We start from the raw sequence: 15,530 nt of genomic DNA on the forward strand, positions 1-15,530 counted from the left end.
GTTCGACGCACCATTTGTGGGCACCTGGGTACACGCGCTGGGACCCACTGTTTGACTTCGATTCTTGAACACATAACCTCTGCAAAGTTGATTTCGCCTTCAAGTGGTGGCGGGCCGGATGTTGTGCCCCACTGGGAAGGCTCACCCCCCACGTCTGACTTGCGGCCAGGCATCAGGAGTTCATGTGACCAGCGCAGCGACCGGACCGGAGTCCGGAGCCCGAGCGGCCCATCCGGACCACCTCGGCCATGTCATCTTCATCACGGCGGCCGCGGCGATGGGCGGCTTCCTCTTCGGCTACGACAGCTCCGTCATCAACGGGGCCGTCGAGGCGATCCGCGACCGGTACGACATCGGCTCCGGAACGCTCGCCCAGGTCATCGCCATCGCGCTGATCGGCTGTGCGATCGGCGCCGCCACCGCCGGGCGGATCGCGGACCGGATCGGCCGCATCCGCTGCATGCAGATCGCCTCGGTGCTCTTCACCGCCAGCGCCATCGGCTCCGCACTGCCGTTCGCGCTCTGGGACCTGGCGATGTGGCGCATCATCGGCGGCTTCGCCATCGGCATGGCGTCCGTCATCGGCCCGGCCTACATCGCCGAGGTCTCCCCGCCCGCCTACCGAGGGCGGCTCGGCTCCTTCCAGCAGGCCGCGATCGTCATCGGCATCGCCGTCTCCCAGCTGGTCAACTACGCCGTCCTCCAGATCGCCGACGGCGACCAGCGCGGCAAGATCCTGGGCCTGGAGGCCTGGCAGTGGATGCTCGGCGTGATGGTCGTCCCGGCCATCCTCTACGGGCTCCTCTCCTTCGCCATCCCCGAGTCCCCGCGCTTCCTCATCTCGGTCGGCAAGAAGGCCGAAGCCCGCAAGATCCTCGAAGAGGTCGAGGGCAACAAGATCGACCTCGACGCCCGGGTGGCCGAGATCGAGAGCGCGATGCACCGTGAGCACAAGTCCTCCTTCAAGGACCTGCTCGGCAACCGCTTCTTCTTCCTGCCCATCGTCTGGGTCGGTATCGGCCTGTCGATGTTCCAGCAGCTCGTCGGCATCAACGTGGCGTTCTACTACTCGGCGACGCTGTGGCAGTCCGTCGGCATCGACCCGACCGACTCGTTCTTCTACTCGTTCACCACCTCGATCATCAACATCATCGGCACGGTGATCGCGATGGTGCTGGTGGACCGGGTGGGCCGCAGGCCGCTCGCCCTCGTCGGCTCGGTCGGTATGGCCATCGCGCTCGCCGTCGAAGCGTGGGCCTTCTCCGCCGACCTGATCGACGGCAAGCTGCCCACCACCCAGGGCGCGGTGGCCCTGATCGCCGCCCACACGTTCGTGCTCTTCTTCGCCCTGTCGTGGGGTGTCGTCGTCTGGGTCTTCCTGGGCGAGATGTTCCCGAACCGGCTGCGGGCCGCCGCCCTCGGTGTCGCCGTCTTCGCGCAGTGGATGGCCAACTGGGCGATCACCGCCAGCTTCCCGAGCCTGGCCGACTGGAACCTCTCGGGGACGTACATCATCTACGCCTGCTTCGCCGTGCTCTCCATCCCCTTCGTGCTCAAGTTCGTGAAGGAGACCAAGGGCAAGACGCTGGAGGAGATGGGCTAGCCACCTCCTCTTATGTTCACGCGCTGCCCTGGTTCATGGCTGAGCCGGGGCAGCCGGCGTTTTCAGCGCATCGCAGAACAGCCGCAGACTCCGCCACCCCTCCTCCACCGGCATCCCGCCGCAGAGGGGATGCAGCACCAGCGAGTCCGCGTCCAGCCCGGTCAGCTCCTTCGGTGTGACGATCCGGTACACCCCCTCCTCGCGCAGCTCGGCCACCGTCGTGGCCGCCGACCGCACCGCCGAGCGGATGTCCTTGGACTGCCAGGAGGCGTACGTCCGGGCCTCGTGCAGCAGGTGCTCCCCGTACAGCGCCCACGTCCGCTCCGGATCCTCCGAGACGTGGAGCAGTGGCGTCCGGGCCGCGGGCATCATGCAGAACCCCTCCGTCCCGTACGCCTCCCGCTGCCGGTGGTAGTACGCCTCCAGCTCCGGCAGATGCGCGCTGGGGAAGAGCGGCAGCCCCAGCCGGGCCGCCCGCCGCGCCGCCGCCCGCGAGCTGCCGCCGACCAGGAGGAGCGGGTGCGGTCGCGTGTACGGGCGCGGGGTGACGCGTACCGTACGCCCCCGGTACGGGAACGGCTCCCCGGTCCACGCCGCCAGCAGCGTCTCCAGCAGCTCGTCCTGGAGCCTGCCGCGCCGCCCCCACTCCACGCCCGCCCGCTCGTACTCCTCGGGGCGGTAGCCGATCCCCGCGACCGTCACCAGCCGCCCCGCGCTCAGCAGGTCCAGGACCGCGATGTCCTCCGCGAGCCGCAGCGGGTCGTGCAGCGGGCCGATGATCGCCGAGACCGTCACCGCGATCCGGCGGGTGGCGCCGAAGACCGCACCGGCGAAGGTGAACGGCGAGGGCAGCCAGGAGTTCGACACCCCGTGGTGCTCCTCGGTCTGCACTGTGTCGACGCCGTGCCCGTCGGCGTACGCCGCCATCTCCAGGGCGGCGCGGTAGCGGGCGGAGAGGGTTACGGGGGTGGCTTCGGGGTCGACGAGGTTGAACCGGACCACGGTGAAGGCCATGACGGGTGTCCCTTTCGCCGGGTGGGCGGGCGGGGCGCACAGTAGCTGACGTGCCGTCAGAAGTGTAGGGGTGAGGGTTACGCATTACCGCCAAAAGGTGCATACGGGTCCGGTGGCTCACCGGGCGGCGTGCGGGGCCGTGCCCGGGCGGCGGCCGTGGCCGATACTGGACGGGTTATGGAACTCGTCGAAATCGTCATCCTCGCTGTAGTCATCGCCCTGGCCGCCGTCGGCCTGGTCGGCGGGCTCGTGGTCGGCAGCCGCAAGAAGCGGAAGCTGCCGCCCCCGCCGCCGTCCACGCCGACCATCACTCCTCCCGCCGAGCCGAAGGTCGGCGAGGAGGCCGAGACGCCGCGCGACGAAGCGCGGCGCACCATCGACGAAGTCGGCCTCCCGGACGCCACCGCGCCCGTCGGGGAGGCCCCGGTCGTCGAGGCTCCGGCGCCGCCCGCGCTGGAGATCCCCGAGCCCACCGAGGGCCGGCTCGTCCGGCTGCGGGCCCGGCTCGCCCGCTCGCAGAACTCGCTCGGCAAGGGGCTGCTCACGCTGCTGTCCCGGGACAACCTGGACGAGGACACCTGGGAGGAGATCGAGGACACCCTCCTCACCGCCGACGTCGGCGTCGCCCCCACCCAGGAACTGGTCGAAAGGCTCCGCGAGCGGGTCCGGGTGCTCGGCACCCGTACGCCCGAAGACCTCCGCGCCCTGCTGCGCGAAGAGCTGATCACCCTGCTCGGCCCGGACTTCGACCGCGAGGTCAAGACCGAGGGCGGCGCCGAGACCCCGGGCGTCGTGATGGTCGTCGGCGTCAACGGCACCGGCAAGACCACCACCACCGGCAAGCTGGCCCGGGTGCTCGTCGCCGACGGCCGCAGCGTGGTCCTCGGCGCGGCCGACACCTTCCGCGCCGCCGCCGCCGACCAGCTCCAGACCTGGGGCGAGCGCGTCGGAGCCCGTACGGTCCGCGGGCCCGAGGGCGGCGACCCGGCGTCGATCGCCTACGACGCGGTCAAGGAGGGCATCGCCGAGGGGGCCGACGTGGTCCTCATCGACACCGCCGGCCGGCTGCACACCAAGACCGGGCTCATGGACGAGCTGGGCAAGGTCAAGCGGGTCGTGGAGAAGCACGGTCCGCTGGACGAGGTCCTGCTCGTCCTGGACGCCACCACCGGGCAGAACGGCCTCGTGCAGGCCCGGGTCTTCGCCGAGGTCGTGGACATCACCGGCATCGTCCTCACCAAGCTGGACGGCACCGCCAAGGGCGGCATCGTCATCGCGGTCCAGCGCGAGCTGGGCGTACCGGTGAAGCTGATCGGGCTCGGCGAGGGGGCGGACGACCTGGCTCCGTTCGAGCCGGGCGCCTTCGTGGACGCCCTGATCGGCGACTGAGGCTCCTCATCCCGTACGGCGGACGGGCGGCGGCTCCCACGAGGAGCCTGCCGCCCGTCCGCCGTTTCCGTGCGCCGCTAGGAGCGGTGGCAGATGTACGCCAGCGTCCCCAGCAGCAGCCGCGCCTGCGGGGGAGCGGCGGCGGTGTCCAGCACCGGGGGCCGCAGCCAGCGGACCGGGCCGAGGCCGCCGAGGTCGGAGGGCGGGGCGGTGATGTGCGCGCCCGGGCCCAGCGCCCGCAGGTCCAGGTCCGCGTCGTCCCAGCCCATGCGGTAGAGCAGGCCGGGCAGTTCGGCGGCGGCCCCGGGGGCGACGAAGAACTGCGCCCGGCCGGTCGGTGTCACCGCCACCGGCCCCAGCGGCAGCCCCATCCGCTCCAGCCGCACCAGCGCCCGCCGCCCGGCCTGCTCCGCGACGTCCAGGACGTCGAAGGTCCGGCCCACCGGCAGCAGCATCGAGGCACCCGGGGTCTCGGCCCAGGCGTCCGCCGCCCGGTCCAGGCCGGTGCCCGCCGGTACCTCGCGGGCGAAGCCCAGCGGGTGGGCGCCCGGGGCCGGGCAGGAGCGCTGCCCGCACGAGCAGGCGCCGTCGCGGGCGCGGGTGCCGGGCGCCACGGCCCAGCCCCAGAGCCCGGTGTACTCGGCCACCGCGGTGGCCTCGGCGCCGCGGCCTCGCCGCCGTACGCCGGAACGTTTCTCGCGGATGCCGCCGATCGTGAAGCCCATGCCCCCTCCAACGGGTCCGACTCATCGGTGGTTACGACCCGGAGCGCTCGGGTAACCCTCCGTCGCTGCAACTCGATCGAGTGGCGTGCGCCGTGGTGCGCTGGGTGGTGTGGCGCGGTGCGTGCGCCCCTCAGCGCTTCCGTGCGCTCGTCATCGGTCGTGGTGGCTCAAGTCAAGCGCGCCGGGCGGCAGTCGGGTTCATTCGAAGGGGTGGCGAATGGTGGCGTTTCCGCAATCCCCCTCGCGGGAGGGGTGATCGTAGGATTACCGTCGGTACACGAACCCTGGGAGAATGTGCAGCCACGGGTATGCCTCGGGCAACCCGGTTTCCAGTTCGATCGTGTGCAACTCCCGTACGAACAGCACCGACGCACGGCATTCTGATAGTGGTTCGCACGATGAAGGATTCAGCGGGGATGACGGGGAATGGGGGCGTTCCGGTGAGCGGCAGCGGCGCGGGCGATACGGATGCCGGCAAGCGTCCCAACGCACAGTTGGGGTCGTGGTTCGTACGCAGTGGCTGGTCCAAGGGCGAGCTGGCGCGCCAGGTGAACCGGCGGGCGCGCCAGATGGGCGCCCACCACATCAGCACCGACACCTCCCGGGTGCGGCGCTGGCTGGACGGGGAGCAGCCGCGCGAGCCGATCCCGCGCATCCTCTCCGAGCTGTTCTCCGAGCGCTTCGGCGCGGTGGTCGCCGTCGAGGAGCTCGGGCTGCGCACCGCGCACCAGTCACCCTCGGTGGCCGGTGTCGACCTGCCCTGGGCGGGCCCGCAGACCGTGGCCCTGCTCAGCGAGTTCTCCCGCAGCGACCTGATGCTCGCCCGGCGGGGCTTCCTCGGCAGCTCCCTCGCGCTGGCCGCCGGGCCCGCCCTGATCGAGCCCATGCAGCGCTGGCTGGTGCCCGTCCCGGTCAAGGGCCCGGGCGAACCGGAGTCGGAGGCGGCCGCCCGCCGGCCCTCCCGGCTCTCCGGACCCGAGCTGGACCTGCTGGAGTCGACCACCGCGATGTTCCGGCAGTGGGACGCCCAGTGCGGCGGCGGGCTGCGCCGCAAGGCCGTCGTCGGGCAACTCCACGAGGTCACCGACCTGTTGCAGGAGCCGCAGCCGGGGGCCACCGCCAAGCGCCTCTTCCGCTGCGCCGCCGAACTGGCCGAGCTGGCGGGGTGGATGAGCTACGACGTGGGCCTCCAGCCCACTGCCCAGAAGTATTTCGTGCTCGCCCTGCACGCCGCCAAGGAGGCCGGGGACAAGCCGCTCGGCAGCTATGTGCTCTCCAGCATGAGCCGCCAGATGATCCACCTGGGCCGCCCCGACGACGCCCTGGAGCTGATCCACCTCGCGCAGTACGGCAGCCGCGACTGCGCCACTCCCCGTACCCAGGCCATGCTGTATGCGATGGAGGCCCGCGCGTACGCCAACATGGGCCAGCCCAGCAAGTGCAAGCGCGCGGTCCGGATGGCCGAGGACACCTTCCTGGACGCGGGGCTGGACGGCGAGCCCGAGCCCGACTGGATCCGCTTCTTCTCCGAGGCCGAGCTCAACGGGGAGAACGCCCACTCCTACCGCGACCTGGCCTATGTCGCCGGTCGCAGCCCCACCTACGCCTCGCTCGCCGAGCCCGTCATGGCCAAGGCCGTGGAGCTGTTCGGCGAGGACGACGAGCACCAGCGCTCCTACGCGCTCAACCTGATCGGCATGGCCACCGTCCATCTGCTCCAGCGCGAGCCCGAGCAGTCCACCGTGCTCGCCGGACGGGCCCTGAAGATCGCCAAGAAGGTCCGCTCCGAGCGGGTCAACACCCGGCTGCGCAAGACCGTCGACACCGCTGCCAGGGACTTCGGCGATGTGGCCGACGTCGCCCGGCTCACCGATCTGCTCAGCGAACAGCTGCCGGAGACCGCCGAAACGGTCTGACCCCGGCACCACCGGCCCCGGCCGCGGCACCCCTCCGTACAGCCCGACTCGGCTCCCCCATCGCCTGGTCACCCGGAGGGAAGCCGCGGCCGGTTCGCGTCGTACCGCCCTCGGAGGGACCCGGCGGCGTTTCAACCGGACCGTATGCGGCGTGGGCTGCATGGTAGGCAGCGCACCGGACCCGCCACCCGGGATTCATTCCGTCGTAACACGCACCACCTCTTCGTCACGCTCGCGAAACATCGTGCGGCATCCCCGGAAACGGCGCTCCGCCAATCTCATGGCGCACAGGCGGTCTCCGGCCATGATCCGCCGGACACCCCCTGACCGGCCCGCACCTTCCCAGTGGTCCCGCAGCATTCCCCCGCACGCCGCGGCCGCTCCGACGACGAGGAGACGCCGATGCCCCCAGGCATCACGACGCTTGCCGCAGACGCCCCCGAGCTGTCTGCCGCCAACACCGGGTTCATGCTCATCTGCTCGGCCCTGGTGATGCTCATGACCCCCGGCCTGGCCTTCTTCTACGGAGGCATGGTCCGCGTCAAGAGCACCCTCAACATGCTGATGATGAGCTTCATCAGCCTCGGGATCGTCACGATCCTGTGGGTGCTCTACGGATTCAGCCTCGCCTTCGGCTCCGACATCGGCTCGGTCATCGGCTGGAGCTCCGACTACGTCGGCCTCAGCGGGATCGGCATCACCGAACTCTGGGACGGCACCACCATCCCGGTTTACGTCTTCGCCGCCTTCCAGCTGATGTTCGCCATCCTCACCCCGGCCCTGATCAGCGGTGCGCTCGCCGACCGCGTGAAGTTCACCGCGTGGGCGCTGTTCATCGTCCTGTGGGTCACCATCGTCTACTTCCCGGTCGCCCACTGGGTCTGGGGTTCGGGCGGCTGGCTCTTCGACCTGGGCGTCATCGACTTCGCCGGCGGTACGGCGGTCCACATCAACGCGGGTGCCGCGGCCCTCGGCGTGATCTTCGTCATCGGCAAGCGCATCGGCTTCAAGAAGGACCCGATGCGGCCGCACAGCCTGCCGCTGGTCATGCTCGGCGCGGCCCTCCTGTGGTTCGGCTGGTTCGGCTTCAACGCCGGATCCTGGCTGGGCAACGACGACGGCGTCGGCGCGGTCATGTTCCTCAACACCCAGGTCGCCACCGCCGCCGCCGTCCTCGGCTGGCTCGTCTACGAGAAGCTGCGCCACGGCTCCTTCACCACCCTCGGCGCCGCCTCCGGCGCGGTCTCCGGCCTCGTCGCCATCACCCCCGCGGGTGGTTCCGTCTCCCCGCTCGGTGCCATCGCGGTCGGTGCCATCGCCGGTGTCCTGTGCGCCATGGCCGTCGGCCTGAAGTACAAGTTCGGCTACGACGACTCCCTGGACGTCGTCGGCGTCCACCTCGTCGGCGGCATCATCGGCTCCCTCCTGGTCGGCTTCTTCGCCACCGGCGGGGTCCAGTCCGACGCCAAGGGCCTCTTCTACGGCGGCGGCCTCGACCAGCTCGGCAAGCAGACCGTCGGCGTCGTCGCGGTCCTCGCGTACTCTCTGGTCGTCTCCGGCCTCATCGCCTTGGTGCTCCACAAGACCATCGGGATGCGGGTCTCCGAGGACGACGAGATCTCCGGTATCGACCAGGTCGAGCACGCCGAGACCGCATACGACTTCAGCGGCGCCGGCGGCGGCACGGTCTCCCGCACCACCGCCCCCGCGACGGACACGACGGCAGCACCGAAGGCAAAGAAGGTGGACGCATGAAGCTCATCACCGCGGTCGTGAAGCCCCACCGGCTGGACGAGATCAAGGAGGCCCTCCAGGCCTTCGGCGTCCAGGGGCTGACCGTCACCGAAGCCAGCGGTTACGGGCGTCAGCGCGGCCACACCGAGGTCTACCGGGGCGCCGAGTACACCGTCGACCTGGTCCCCAAGATCCGCATCGAGGTCCTCGTCGAGGACGAGGACGCCGAACAGCTCATCGAGGTCGTCGTCAAGGCCGCCCGTACCGGCAAGATCGGTGACGGAAAGGTCTGGAGCGTCCCGGTCGACACCGCCGTCCGCGTGCGGACCGGCGAACGCGGCCCGGACGCCCTCTGACCGACGGCCCCGAAAGACGGCCGGACGGCACCTGGCCGACGGCCCGCCAAACGGAAGGCACCTGGGTGACGAGCACCGAAGCGATCACCGACAGCGAAGACTCGGGACCCAGCGGCTATGCGGCGGCCCGGCTGCGCCTCCTCCAGCAGGAGGCGCGGTCCGGGCCGCCGCGCCGTGCGGCCCTCGCCCGCCTCACCGACGACTGGCTCACCGGCCTGTTCACCTCGGCGGCCGAACACGCCGGGGTCCGCGGCGCCGCCCTCGTCGCCGTCGGCGGCTACGGCCGCGGCGAACTCTCCCCGCGCAGCGACCTCGACCTGCTGCTCCTGCACGACGGCAGCGCCGACCCGGCGGCCCTCTCCGCCCTCGCGGACGGCATCTGGTACCCGGTCTGGGACCTGGGCCTCGCCCTCGACCACTCCGTACGCACCCCCGGCGAGGCCCGGAAGACGGCGGGCGAGGACCTCAAGGTCCAGCTCGGCCTGCTGGACGCCCGCCCGGTCGCCGGGGACCTCGGGCTCGTCGCCTCCCTGCGCACCGCGATCCTCGCCGACTGGCGCAACCAGGCGCCCAAACGCCTCCCCGCCCTCCACGAGCTCTGCCAGGAGCGCGCGGAGCGGATGGGCGAGCTCCAGTTCCTCCTGGAACCCGACCTCAAGGAGGCCCGCGGCGGCCTCCGCGACGCCACCGCCCTGCGCGCCGTCGCCGCCTCCTGGGTCGCCGACGCCCCCCGCGAAGGGCTCACCGAGGCCCGCCGCACCCTCCTGGACGCCCGCGACGCCCTCCACCTCACCACCGGCCGCGCCACCGACCGCCTCGCCCTCCAGGAACAGGACCAGGTCGCCGAGGCGCTCGGCCTCATGGACGCGGACGCGCTGCTGCGCCAGGTGTACGAGGCCGCGCGCACGGTCTCGTACGCCACCGACGTCACCTGGCGCGAGGTCAACCGGGTCCTGCGCGCCCGCTCGGTGCGCCCCAAGCTCCGCGCCATGCTCAGCGGCGGCCTCGGCTCCAAGGCCGCCCCCGAGCGCGCCCCGCTCGCCGACGGCGTGGTGGAGGCCGACGGCGAAGTGGTCCTCGCCCGCGCCGCCCGCCCCGACCGCGACCCCGTCCTCACGCTGCGCGCCGCCGCGGCCGCCGCCGAGGCCGGACTGCCGCTCTCCCGCCACCTCGTACGCCACCTCGCCACCACCGTCCGGCCGCTGCCTGTCCCGTGGCCGCCCGAGGCCCGCGAGGAGCTGGTCACCCTGCTCGGCGCGGGGGAGCCCACCGTCGGCGTCTGGGAGGCGCTCGAAGCGGAAGGGATCATCACCCGGCTGCTGCCCGACTGGGAACGCGTCCACTGCCGCCCCCAGCGCAACCCCGTGCACACCTGGACCGTCGACCGGCACCTGGTGGAGACCGCCGTCCGCGCCGCCTCCCTCACCCGCCGCGTCCACCGCCCCGACCTCCTGCTGGTCGCCGCCCTCCTCCACGACATCGGCAAGGGCTGGCCCGGCGACCACTCGGTGGCCGGCGAGGTCATCGCCCGGGACATGGCCACCCGGATCGGCTTCGACAAGCACGACGTGGGCGTCATCGCCACCCTCGTACGCCACCATCTGCTGCTGGTGGAGACCGCCACGCGGCGCGACCTGGACGACCCCGCCACCGTGCGGTCGGTCGCCGAAGCCGTCTCCAGCGCCTCCACCCTGGAGCTGCTGCACGCCCTCACCGAGGCCGACGCGCTCGCCACCGGGCCCGCCGCCTGGTCCACCTGGCGGGCCTCCCTCGTCACCGACCTGGTCAAGCGCGTCGCCGCCGTCCTCGCGGGGGAGGCCCCCGAGGAGCCGGAGGAGGCCGCGCCCAGCGCCGAGCACGAACGCCTCGCGATCGAGGCCCTGCGCACCGGCGAACCCGCCCTCACCCTGCACACCCAGCCCGAGGAGCCCGCCGGGGAGGGCGAGGTGGAGCCGGTCGGCGTCGAACTGCTCATCGCCCTGCCCGACCGCCCCGGCGTCCTGCCCGCCGCCGCCGGGGTCCTCGCCCTGCACCGCCTCACCGTGCGCGCCGCCGACCTGCGCGCGGTGGAGCTGCCCAACGAGGTGGGGGACACGGCGGACCTGCTGCTGCTCAGCTGGCGGGTGGCGGCCGAGTACGGGTCCCTCCCGCAGGCCGCCCGGCTCCGCGCCGACCTCGTACGGGCCCTGGACGGCTCCCTGGACATCCGGGCCCGGCTCGCCGAGCGGGAGGCCGCCTACCCGCGCCGCAGGGGCGTGAAGGCCCCGCCGCCCCGGGTCACCGTCGCGGCGGCCGGCTCCCGCCGCGCCACCGTCATCGAGGTCCGCGCCCAGGACGCCCCCGGACTGCTGCACCGGATCGGCAACGCCCTGGAGGGATGCGCGGTACGGGTGCGCAGCGCCCATGTCTCCACCCTCGGCGCCAACGCCGTGGACGCCTTCTACGTCACCGGGACCGACGGCGAACCGCTGCCGGAGGTCCGGGCCGCCGAGGTCGCCCGGGAGGTCGAGAAGGCCCTCGGCTGACCTGTACACCACTTATGTGGAGCCCTCGCCCGCCTCCGTATCCGGGCGAGGGCTTGGTGTTCTCCGGGGGACGGATACCCTGGAGGGCGATTGACCTGCCCCGCCCCCGACCCTGAGGACCGACGAGCGCCGTGTTCGATACTCTCTCCGACCGCCTTAGCGCGACTTTCAAGAACCTCAGGGGCAAGGGCCGCTTGTCCGAGGCGGACATCGACGCCACGGCACGCGAGATCCGTATCGCCCTGCTGGAAGCCGACGTCGCCCTGCCCGTGGTCCGGGCCTTCATCGCCAATGTGAAGGAGCGGGCGCGCGGCGCCGAGGTCTCCCAGGCGCTGAACCCCGCCCAGCAGGTCGTCAAGATCGTCAACGAGGAGCTCGTCGCCATCCTCGGCGGCGAGACCCGGCGGCTGCGGTTCGCCAAGACCGCGCCCACCGTGATCATGCTCGCCGGTCTCCAGGGTGCCGGTAAGACGACGCTGGCCGGAAAGCTCGGCCTCTGGCTCAAGGGCCAGGGCCACTCCCCGCTGCTCGTCGCCTGCGACCTCCAGCGCCCCAACGCCGTCAACCAGCTGAGCGTCGTCGCCGAGCGCGCCGGTGTCGCGGTCTACGCCCCCGAGCCGGGCAACGGCGTCGGCGACCCGGTCCAGGTCGCCAAGGACTCCATCGAGTTCGCCAAGGCCAAGGTCCACGACATCGTCATCGTCGACACCGCGGGCCGCCTCGGTATCGACCAGGAGCTGATGCAGCAGGCCGCGGACATCCGCGACGCCGTCAGCCCCGACGAGATCCTCTTCGTCGTCGACGCGATGATCGGTCAGGACGCGGTCAACACCGCCGAGGCCTTCCGCGACGGCGTCGGCTTCGACGGCGTGGTGCTCTCCAAGCTGGACGGTGACGCCCGCGGTGGTGCGGCCCTGTCGATCGCCCATGTCACGGGCAAGCAGGTCATGTTCGCGTCGAACGGCGAGAAGCTGGAGGACTTCGACGCGTTCCACCCGGACCGGATGGCCTCCCGCATCCTCGACATGGGTGACCTCCTCACCCTGATCGAGCAGGCGGAGAAGACGTTCAGCCAGGAAGAGGCCGCCAAAATGGCCTCGAAGCTCCAGTCGAGCAAGGGTGGGAAGGACTTCACCCTCGACGACTTCCTGGCCCAGATGGAGCAGGTCCGCAAGATGGGCTCCATCTCCAAGCTGCTCGGGATGCTCCCCGGCATGGGGCAGATCAAGGACCAGATCAACAACATCGACGAGCGCGACATCGACCGCACCGCCGCGATCATCAAGTCGATGACGCCCAAGGAGCGCGCCGAGCCGACGATCATCAACGGCTCGCGCCGGGCCCGTATCGCCAAGGGTTCGGGCGTCGAGGTCTCCGCCGTCAAGAGCCTGGTGGAGCGCTTCTTCGAGGCCCGCAAGATGATGTCGAAGATGGCCCAGGGCGGCGGCATGCCCGGGATGCCGGGGATGCCCGGCATGGGCGGCGGTCCCGGCCGTCAGAAGAAGCAGGTCAAGCAGGCCAAGGGCAAACGCAAGAGCGGCAACCCGATGAAGCGCAAGGCCGAGGAGGCCGCCGCCGCGGAGCGCCGCGAGCAGGCCGCCGCCCAGGGTGGCGCGTTCGGGCTCCCGGCCCAGGAGGACAAGAACTTCGAGCTGCCGGACGAGTTCAAGAAGTTCATGGGCTGACCGGCCCGTCGGTAGGCATGCGTAAGGGGCGCCCTTGAGAGAGGGCGCCCCTTACGCGCGTTCGCGACGGCCTCTTTCAGTTCACGTCGTGCACACCAGGTAGCGGAAGACGTTCGGCATCCACACCGTGCCGTCCGGGCGCCGGTAGGGATGCAGCGCCTCCGCGACCTCCTTCTCCACCTGGGAGCGGTCGGTGGCCCGTACGGCGGCGTCGAAGAGGCCGGTCGACAGCAGACCGCGTACCGCACTGTCCGGGTCCGCGTACCCGAAGGGGCAGGAGACCCGCCCCGAACCGTCCGGCTTCAGCCCCGCCCGCGCGGCCACGTCCTCCAGATCGTCCCGGAGGGTCGGCCGCCACCCGCCCGGGCGCGGCGGACGCGCGGACTCCGTCAGCCGGGCCGCCACCCGCAGCACCGGCGCCGTGGCACACCGCTCCGGCGGCCCCCACCCGGTCAGCACCACCGTCGCGCCCCGGGCCGCCAGCGGCAGCGCCGACTCCAGCGCGGGCACCAGCCCCTCGGAGTCACCGGCCGCGCAGCCGATCGGCTCGAACACGGTGATCAGGTTGTACGGTGCCCCGTCGGCGGCGGCGCCCGCCGGGAGCCCGCTCTCGTGCAGCCGGGCCCGGTGCGCGGGCGCACCTTCCGCGCCCTCGTCGGGCAGCAGCCGTACACGCGCCAGCGCCAGCCGCTCATGGTCGGAGTCCACACCCGTCACCTGCGCCCCCCGGGCCGCCCCGACGAGCAGGGCGAGCCCGGAGCCACAGCCGAGCGACAGCATCCGGGTGGCGGGTCCGACTTCGAGCCGGTCGTACACCGCCTCGTAGAGCGGTGCCAGCATGCGTTCCTGGATCTCGGCCCAGTCGCGGGCACGGGTACCGGCGTCCGCCGGCGCGGAGGGATCCGCGTCCCGGAGGTTCCGGACGAGCGTTGGTGTCATGGAAAGCGCCCCAATCCGCCAAGAGGTCGATCTTGCCCGAGTGGACGGCCCCCCGTATGCGTATGTCCGCACCCCCCCGTATGCCAGAGAACTGCGCATCCGCCGTTCCGTCCAGGGGTTGTGGGGCACTGTTTGCGTGCCCCGGTCGTGCGCCTCTCCGAATCAGTCTTACCCGACACCGGGCACCGGGCACGTCGAACGGCCCGCCGGGTAACCTCTGCGGCGGACCCGTAAGTGGCGCCGGGCGCCGGCGCACCGCACATCCCGCGCGCCGGGCGTACCGCGCGCTGTGCACCACCTTGGTGCGAGCTGTGCGTCTTCTCCGCAGTTCGGCGCACCCGCCCGCCTCCGGACGCATCCAGGGCACATCACGAGCAACTGACTGGTACGTGCAAATTATTTGGGATGCCCCGGAATAGGAACACCACGGCACTCGGACTCGTTGTCACGACGTGAGCACGACACCACCTGTACTTGCCGCAGAGCTGGCACAGGCGTGGGCCGACATTCAGCGGTACCACCCCGAGCTGCCCGATCTAGCCGCGCCCGAGTCCCTGATCGGAGAGTCCTCGTCCGCCTGTGGCGCCGAGCTCTCCTTCGAGCGACTGCTCCACGAGGCAGTCCACGGCATCGCCGCCGCGAGAGGAGTCCGAGACACCTCCCGCGCCGGCCGCTACCACAACCGACGCTTCCTCGCGATCGCCGAGGAGCTGGGCCTCGACCATGCCGAGGAGCCCCACCCCAGCAGCGGATTCTCGCTGGTCACGCTGAATCCTGAGGCCAAGCGCCGGTACCGCCCGACCACCGAACGGCTCCAGCGCGCCCTCAAGGCGCACACGGTCGCCACCGCCGCCGACACCAAGCGCTCCTTCAGAGGCCCTGCCGCCCGGCACGGCTCCTCCGGGGGCGGGGTCCGCGTGAAGGCCGTCTGCGACTGCGGACGCAACGTCCGCGTCGTCCCGTCGGTCCTGGCCCAGGCCCCGATCGTCTGCGGTGGCTGCGGCAAGCCGTTCCAGATTCCGGAAGCGGCGGTCGCGGTGGGGTGAGCCGAAGTGGTGTGGCACAATGGCTAGCTGTACTCGACAGTCGCACAGGACCCCTCTCTCCTCCGGCTGACGCGTCCATCGGGCACTCCGAGTACCGCAACCCCACGTGGCATCTAGTTGTGCCCAACCACGTCAGAGACCAGGAGACACCACTTCCGTGGCAGTCAAGATCAAGCTGAAGCGTCTGGGCAAGATCCGTTCGCCTCACTACCGCATCGTCGTCGCCGACTCCCGTACCCGCCGTGACGGCCGGGCCATCGAGGAGATCGGCCTGTACCACCCGGTGCAGAACCCCTCGCGCATCGAGGTCAACTCGGAGCGCGCGCAGTACTGGCTGTCCGTCGGCGCCCAGCCGACCGAGCCGGTCCTCGCGATCCTGAAGCTCACCGGTGACTGGCAGGCCCACAAGGGCCTCCCGGCCCCCGCGCCGCTGCTGCAGCCGGAGCCCAAGGCTGACAAGCGTGCCCTGTTCGAGGCGCTGTCCGCGGACGGCGACGAGGCCAAGGGTGAGGCCATCACCCCCAAGGCCAAGAAGTCCGACAAGAAGGCGGACGAGGCGGCTGACGCTGCCGCGTCCACCGAGTCGACCGAGGCCTGA

12 protein-coding genes are annotated in these 15,530 nt (G+C 71.5%); 9 read left to right on the forward strand and 3 right to left on the reverse strand.

What is annotated here, in order from left to right:
* Window positions 1-184: 184 nt before the first annotated feature.
* Window positions 185-1,603, forward strand: a complete 1,419-nt coding sequence (locus GTY67_RS25905; RefSeq protein ID WP_093694892.1) for a sugar porter family MFS transporter — start codon at window positions 185-187, stop codon at window positions 1,601-1,603.
* A gap of 33 nt (window positions 1,604-1,636) precedes the next feature.
* Here GTY67_RS25905 and GTY67_RS25910 read toward each other — a convergent pair whose 3' ends face one another.
* Window positions 1,637-2,617 carry an LLM class flavin-dependent oxidoreductase gene (locus tag GTY67_RS25910; protein ID WP_161280446.1) on the reverse strand — a complete coding sequence of 327 codons (981 nt, stop codon included), beginning with the start codon at window positions 2,615-2,617 and terminating at the stop codon, window positions 1,637-1,639.
* A 177-nt stretch (window positions 2,618-2,794) separates the two neighbouring features.
* Here GTY67_RS25910 and ftsY point away from each other — a divergent pair, with 177 nt between their 5' ends.
* Window positions 2,795-4,006: a signal recognition particle-docking protein FtsY gene (ftsY, locus tag GTY67_RS25915; RefSeq protein WP_161280447.1), complete on the forward strand. Its 1,212-nt coding sequence runs from the start codon at window positions 2,795-2,797 to the stop codon at window positions 4,004-4,006.
* 77 nt (window positions 4,007-4,083) lie between these two features.
* Here the strand turns inward: ftsY and GTY67_RS25920 are convergent, their stop codons facing one another.
* Window positions 4,084-4,731, reverse strand: a complete 648-nt coding sequence (locus tag GTY67_RS25920; RefSeq protein ID WP_093693396.1) for a bifunctional DNA primase/polymerase — start codon at window positions 4,729-4,731, stop codon at window positions 4,084-4,086.
* Window positions 4,732-5,171: 440 nt separating this feature from the next.
* Here GTY67_RS25920 and GTY67_RS25925 point away from each other — a divergent pair, with 440 nt between their 5' ends.
* From GTY67_RS25925 to ffh, 5 genes are all read left to right on the forward strand, one after another.
* Window positions 5,172-6,647: a hypothetical protein gene (locus GTY67_RS25925; RefSeq protein ID WP_093693397.1), complete on the forward strand. Its 1,476-nt coding sequence runs from the start codon at window positions 5,172-5,174 to the stop codon at window positions 6,645-6,647.
* A gap of 402 nt (window positions 6,648-7,049) precedes the next feature.
* The gene (locus GTY67_RS25930) at window positions 7,050-8,402 is read left to right on the forward strand and encodes an ammonium transporter (RefSeq protein ID WP_161280448.1); all 1,353 of its coding nucleotides are present in this window, start codon (window positions 7,050-7,052) and stop codon (window positions 8,400-8,402) included.
* Window positions 8,399-8,737 (forward strand): P-II family nitrogen regulator, encoded by a 339-nt coding sequence (locus GTY67_RS25935; RefSeq protein ID WP_006127894.1) that lies wholly within the window; start codon window positions 8,399-8,401, stop codon window positions 8,735-8,737. The genes GTY67_RS25930 and GTY67_RS25935 overlap by 4 nt, the downstream gene beginning before the upstream one ends.
* Before the next feature lie 65 nt (window positions 8,738-8,802).
* The gene (locus tag GTY67_RS25940) at window positions 8,803-11,262 is read left to right on the forward strand and encodes a [protein-PII] uridylyltransferase (RefSeq protein ID WP_093693399.1); all 2,460 of its coding nucleotides are present in this window, start codon (window positions 8,803-8,805) and stop codon (window positions 11,260-11,262) included.
* Window positions 11,263-11,393: 131 nt separating this feature from the next.
* Window positions 11,394-12,947 carry a signal recognition particle protein gene (ffh, locus tag GTY67_RS25945; protein WP_093693400.1) on the forward strand — a complete coding sequence of 518 codons (1,554 nt, stop codon included), beginning with the start codon at window positions 11,394-11,396 and terminating at the stop codon, window positions 12,945-12,947.
* A gap of 81 nt (window positions 12,948-13,028) precedes the next feature.
* Here ffh and GTY67_RS25950 read toward each other — a convergent pair whose 3' ends face one another.
* Window positions 13,029-13,886: an SAM-dependent methyltransferase gene (locus GTY67_RS25950; protein WP_161280449.1), complete on the reverse strand. Its 858-nt coding sequence runs from the start codon at window positions 13,884-13,886 to the stop codon at window positions 13,029-13,031.
* 452 nt (window positions 13,887-14,338) lie between these two features.
* Here GTY67_RS25950 and GTY67_RS25955 point away from each other — a divergent pair, with 452 nt between their 5' ends.
* Together GTY67_RS25955 and rpsP are read left to right on the forward strand one after the other, a co-directional pair.
* A complete protein-coding gene (locus tag GTY67_RS25955; protein ID WP_018509633.1) occupies window positions 14,339-14,932 on the forward strand; it encodes a hypothetical protein in 594 nt (197 codons plus the stop codon).
* Window positions 14,933-15,089: 157 nt separating this feature from the next.
* Window positions 15,090-15,530, forward strand: coding sequence for a 30S ribosomal protein S16 (gene rpsP, locus GTY67_RS25960; RefSeq protein WP_018488710.1), 441 nt, complete (start codon window positions 15,090-15,092; stop codon window positions 15,528-15,530).

Origin of the sequence: Streptomyces sp. SID8374, from assembly GCF_009865135.1 — a bacterium.
Lineage (GTDB): Bacteria > Actinomycetota > Actinomycetes > Streptomycetales > Streptomycetaceae > Streptomyces.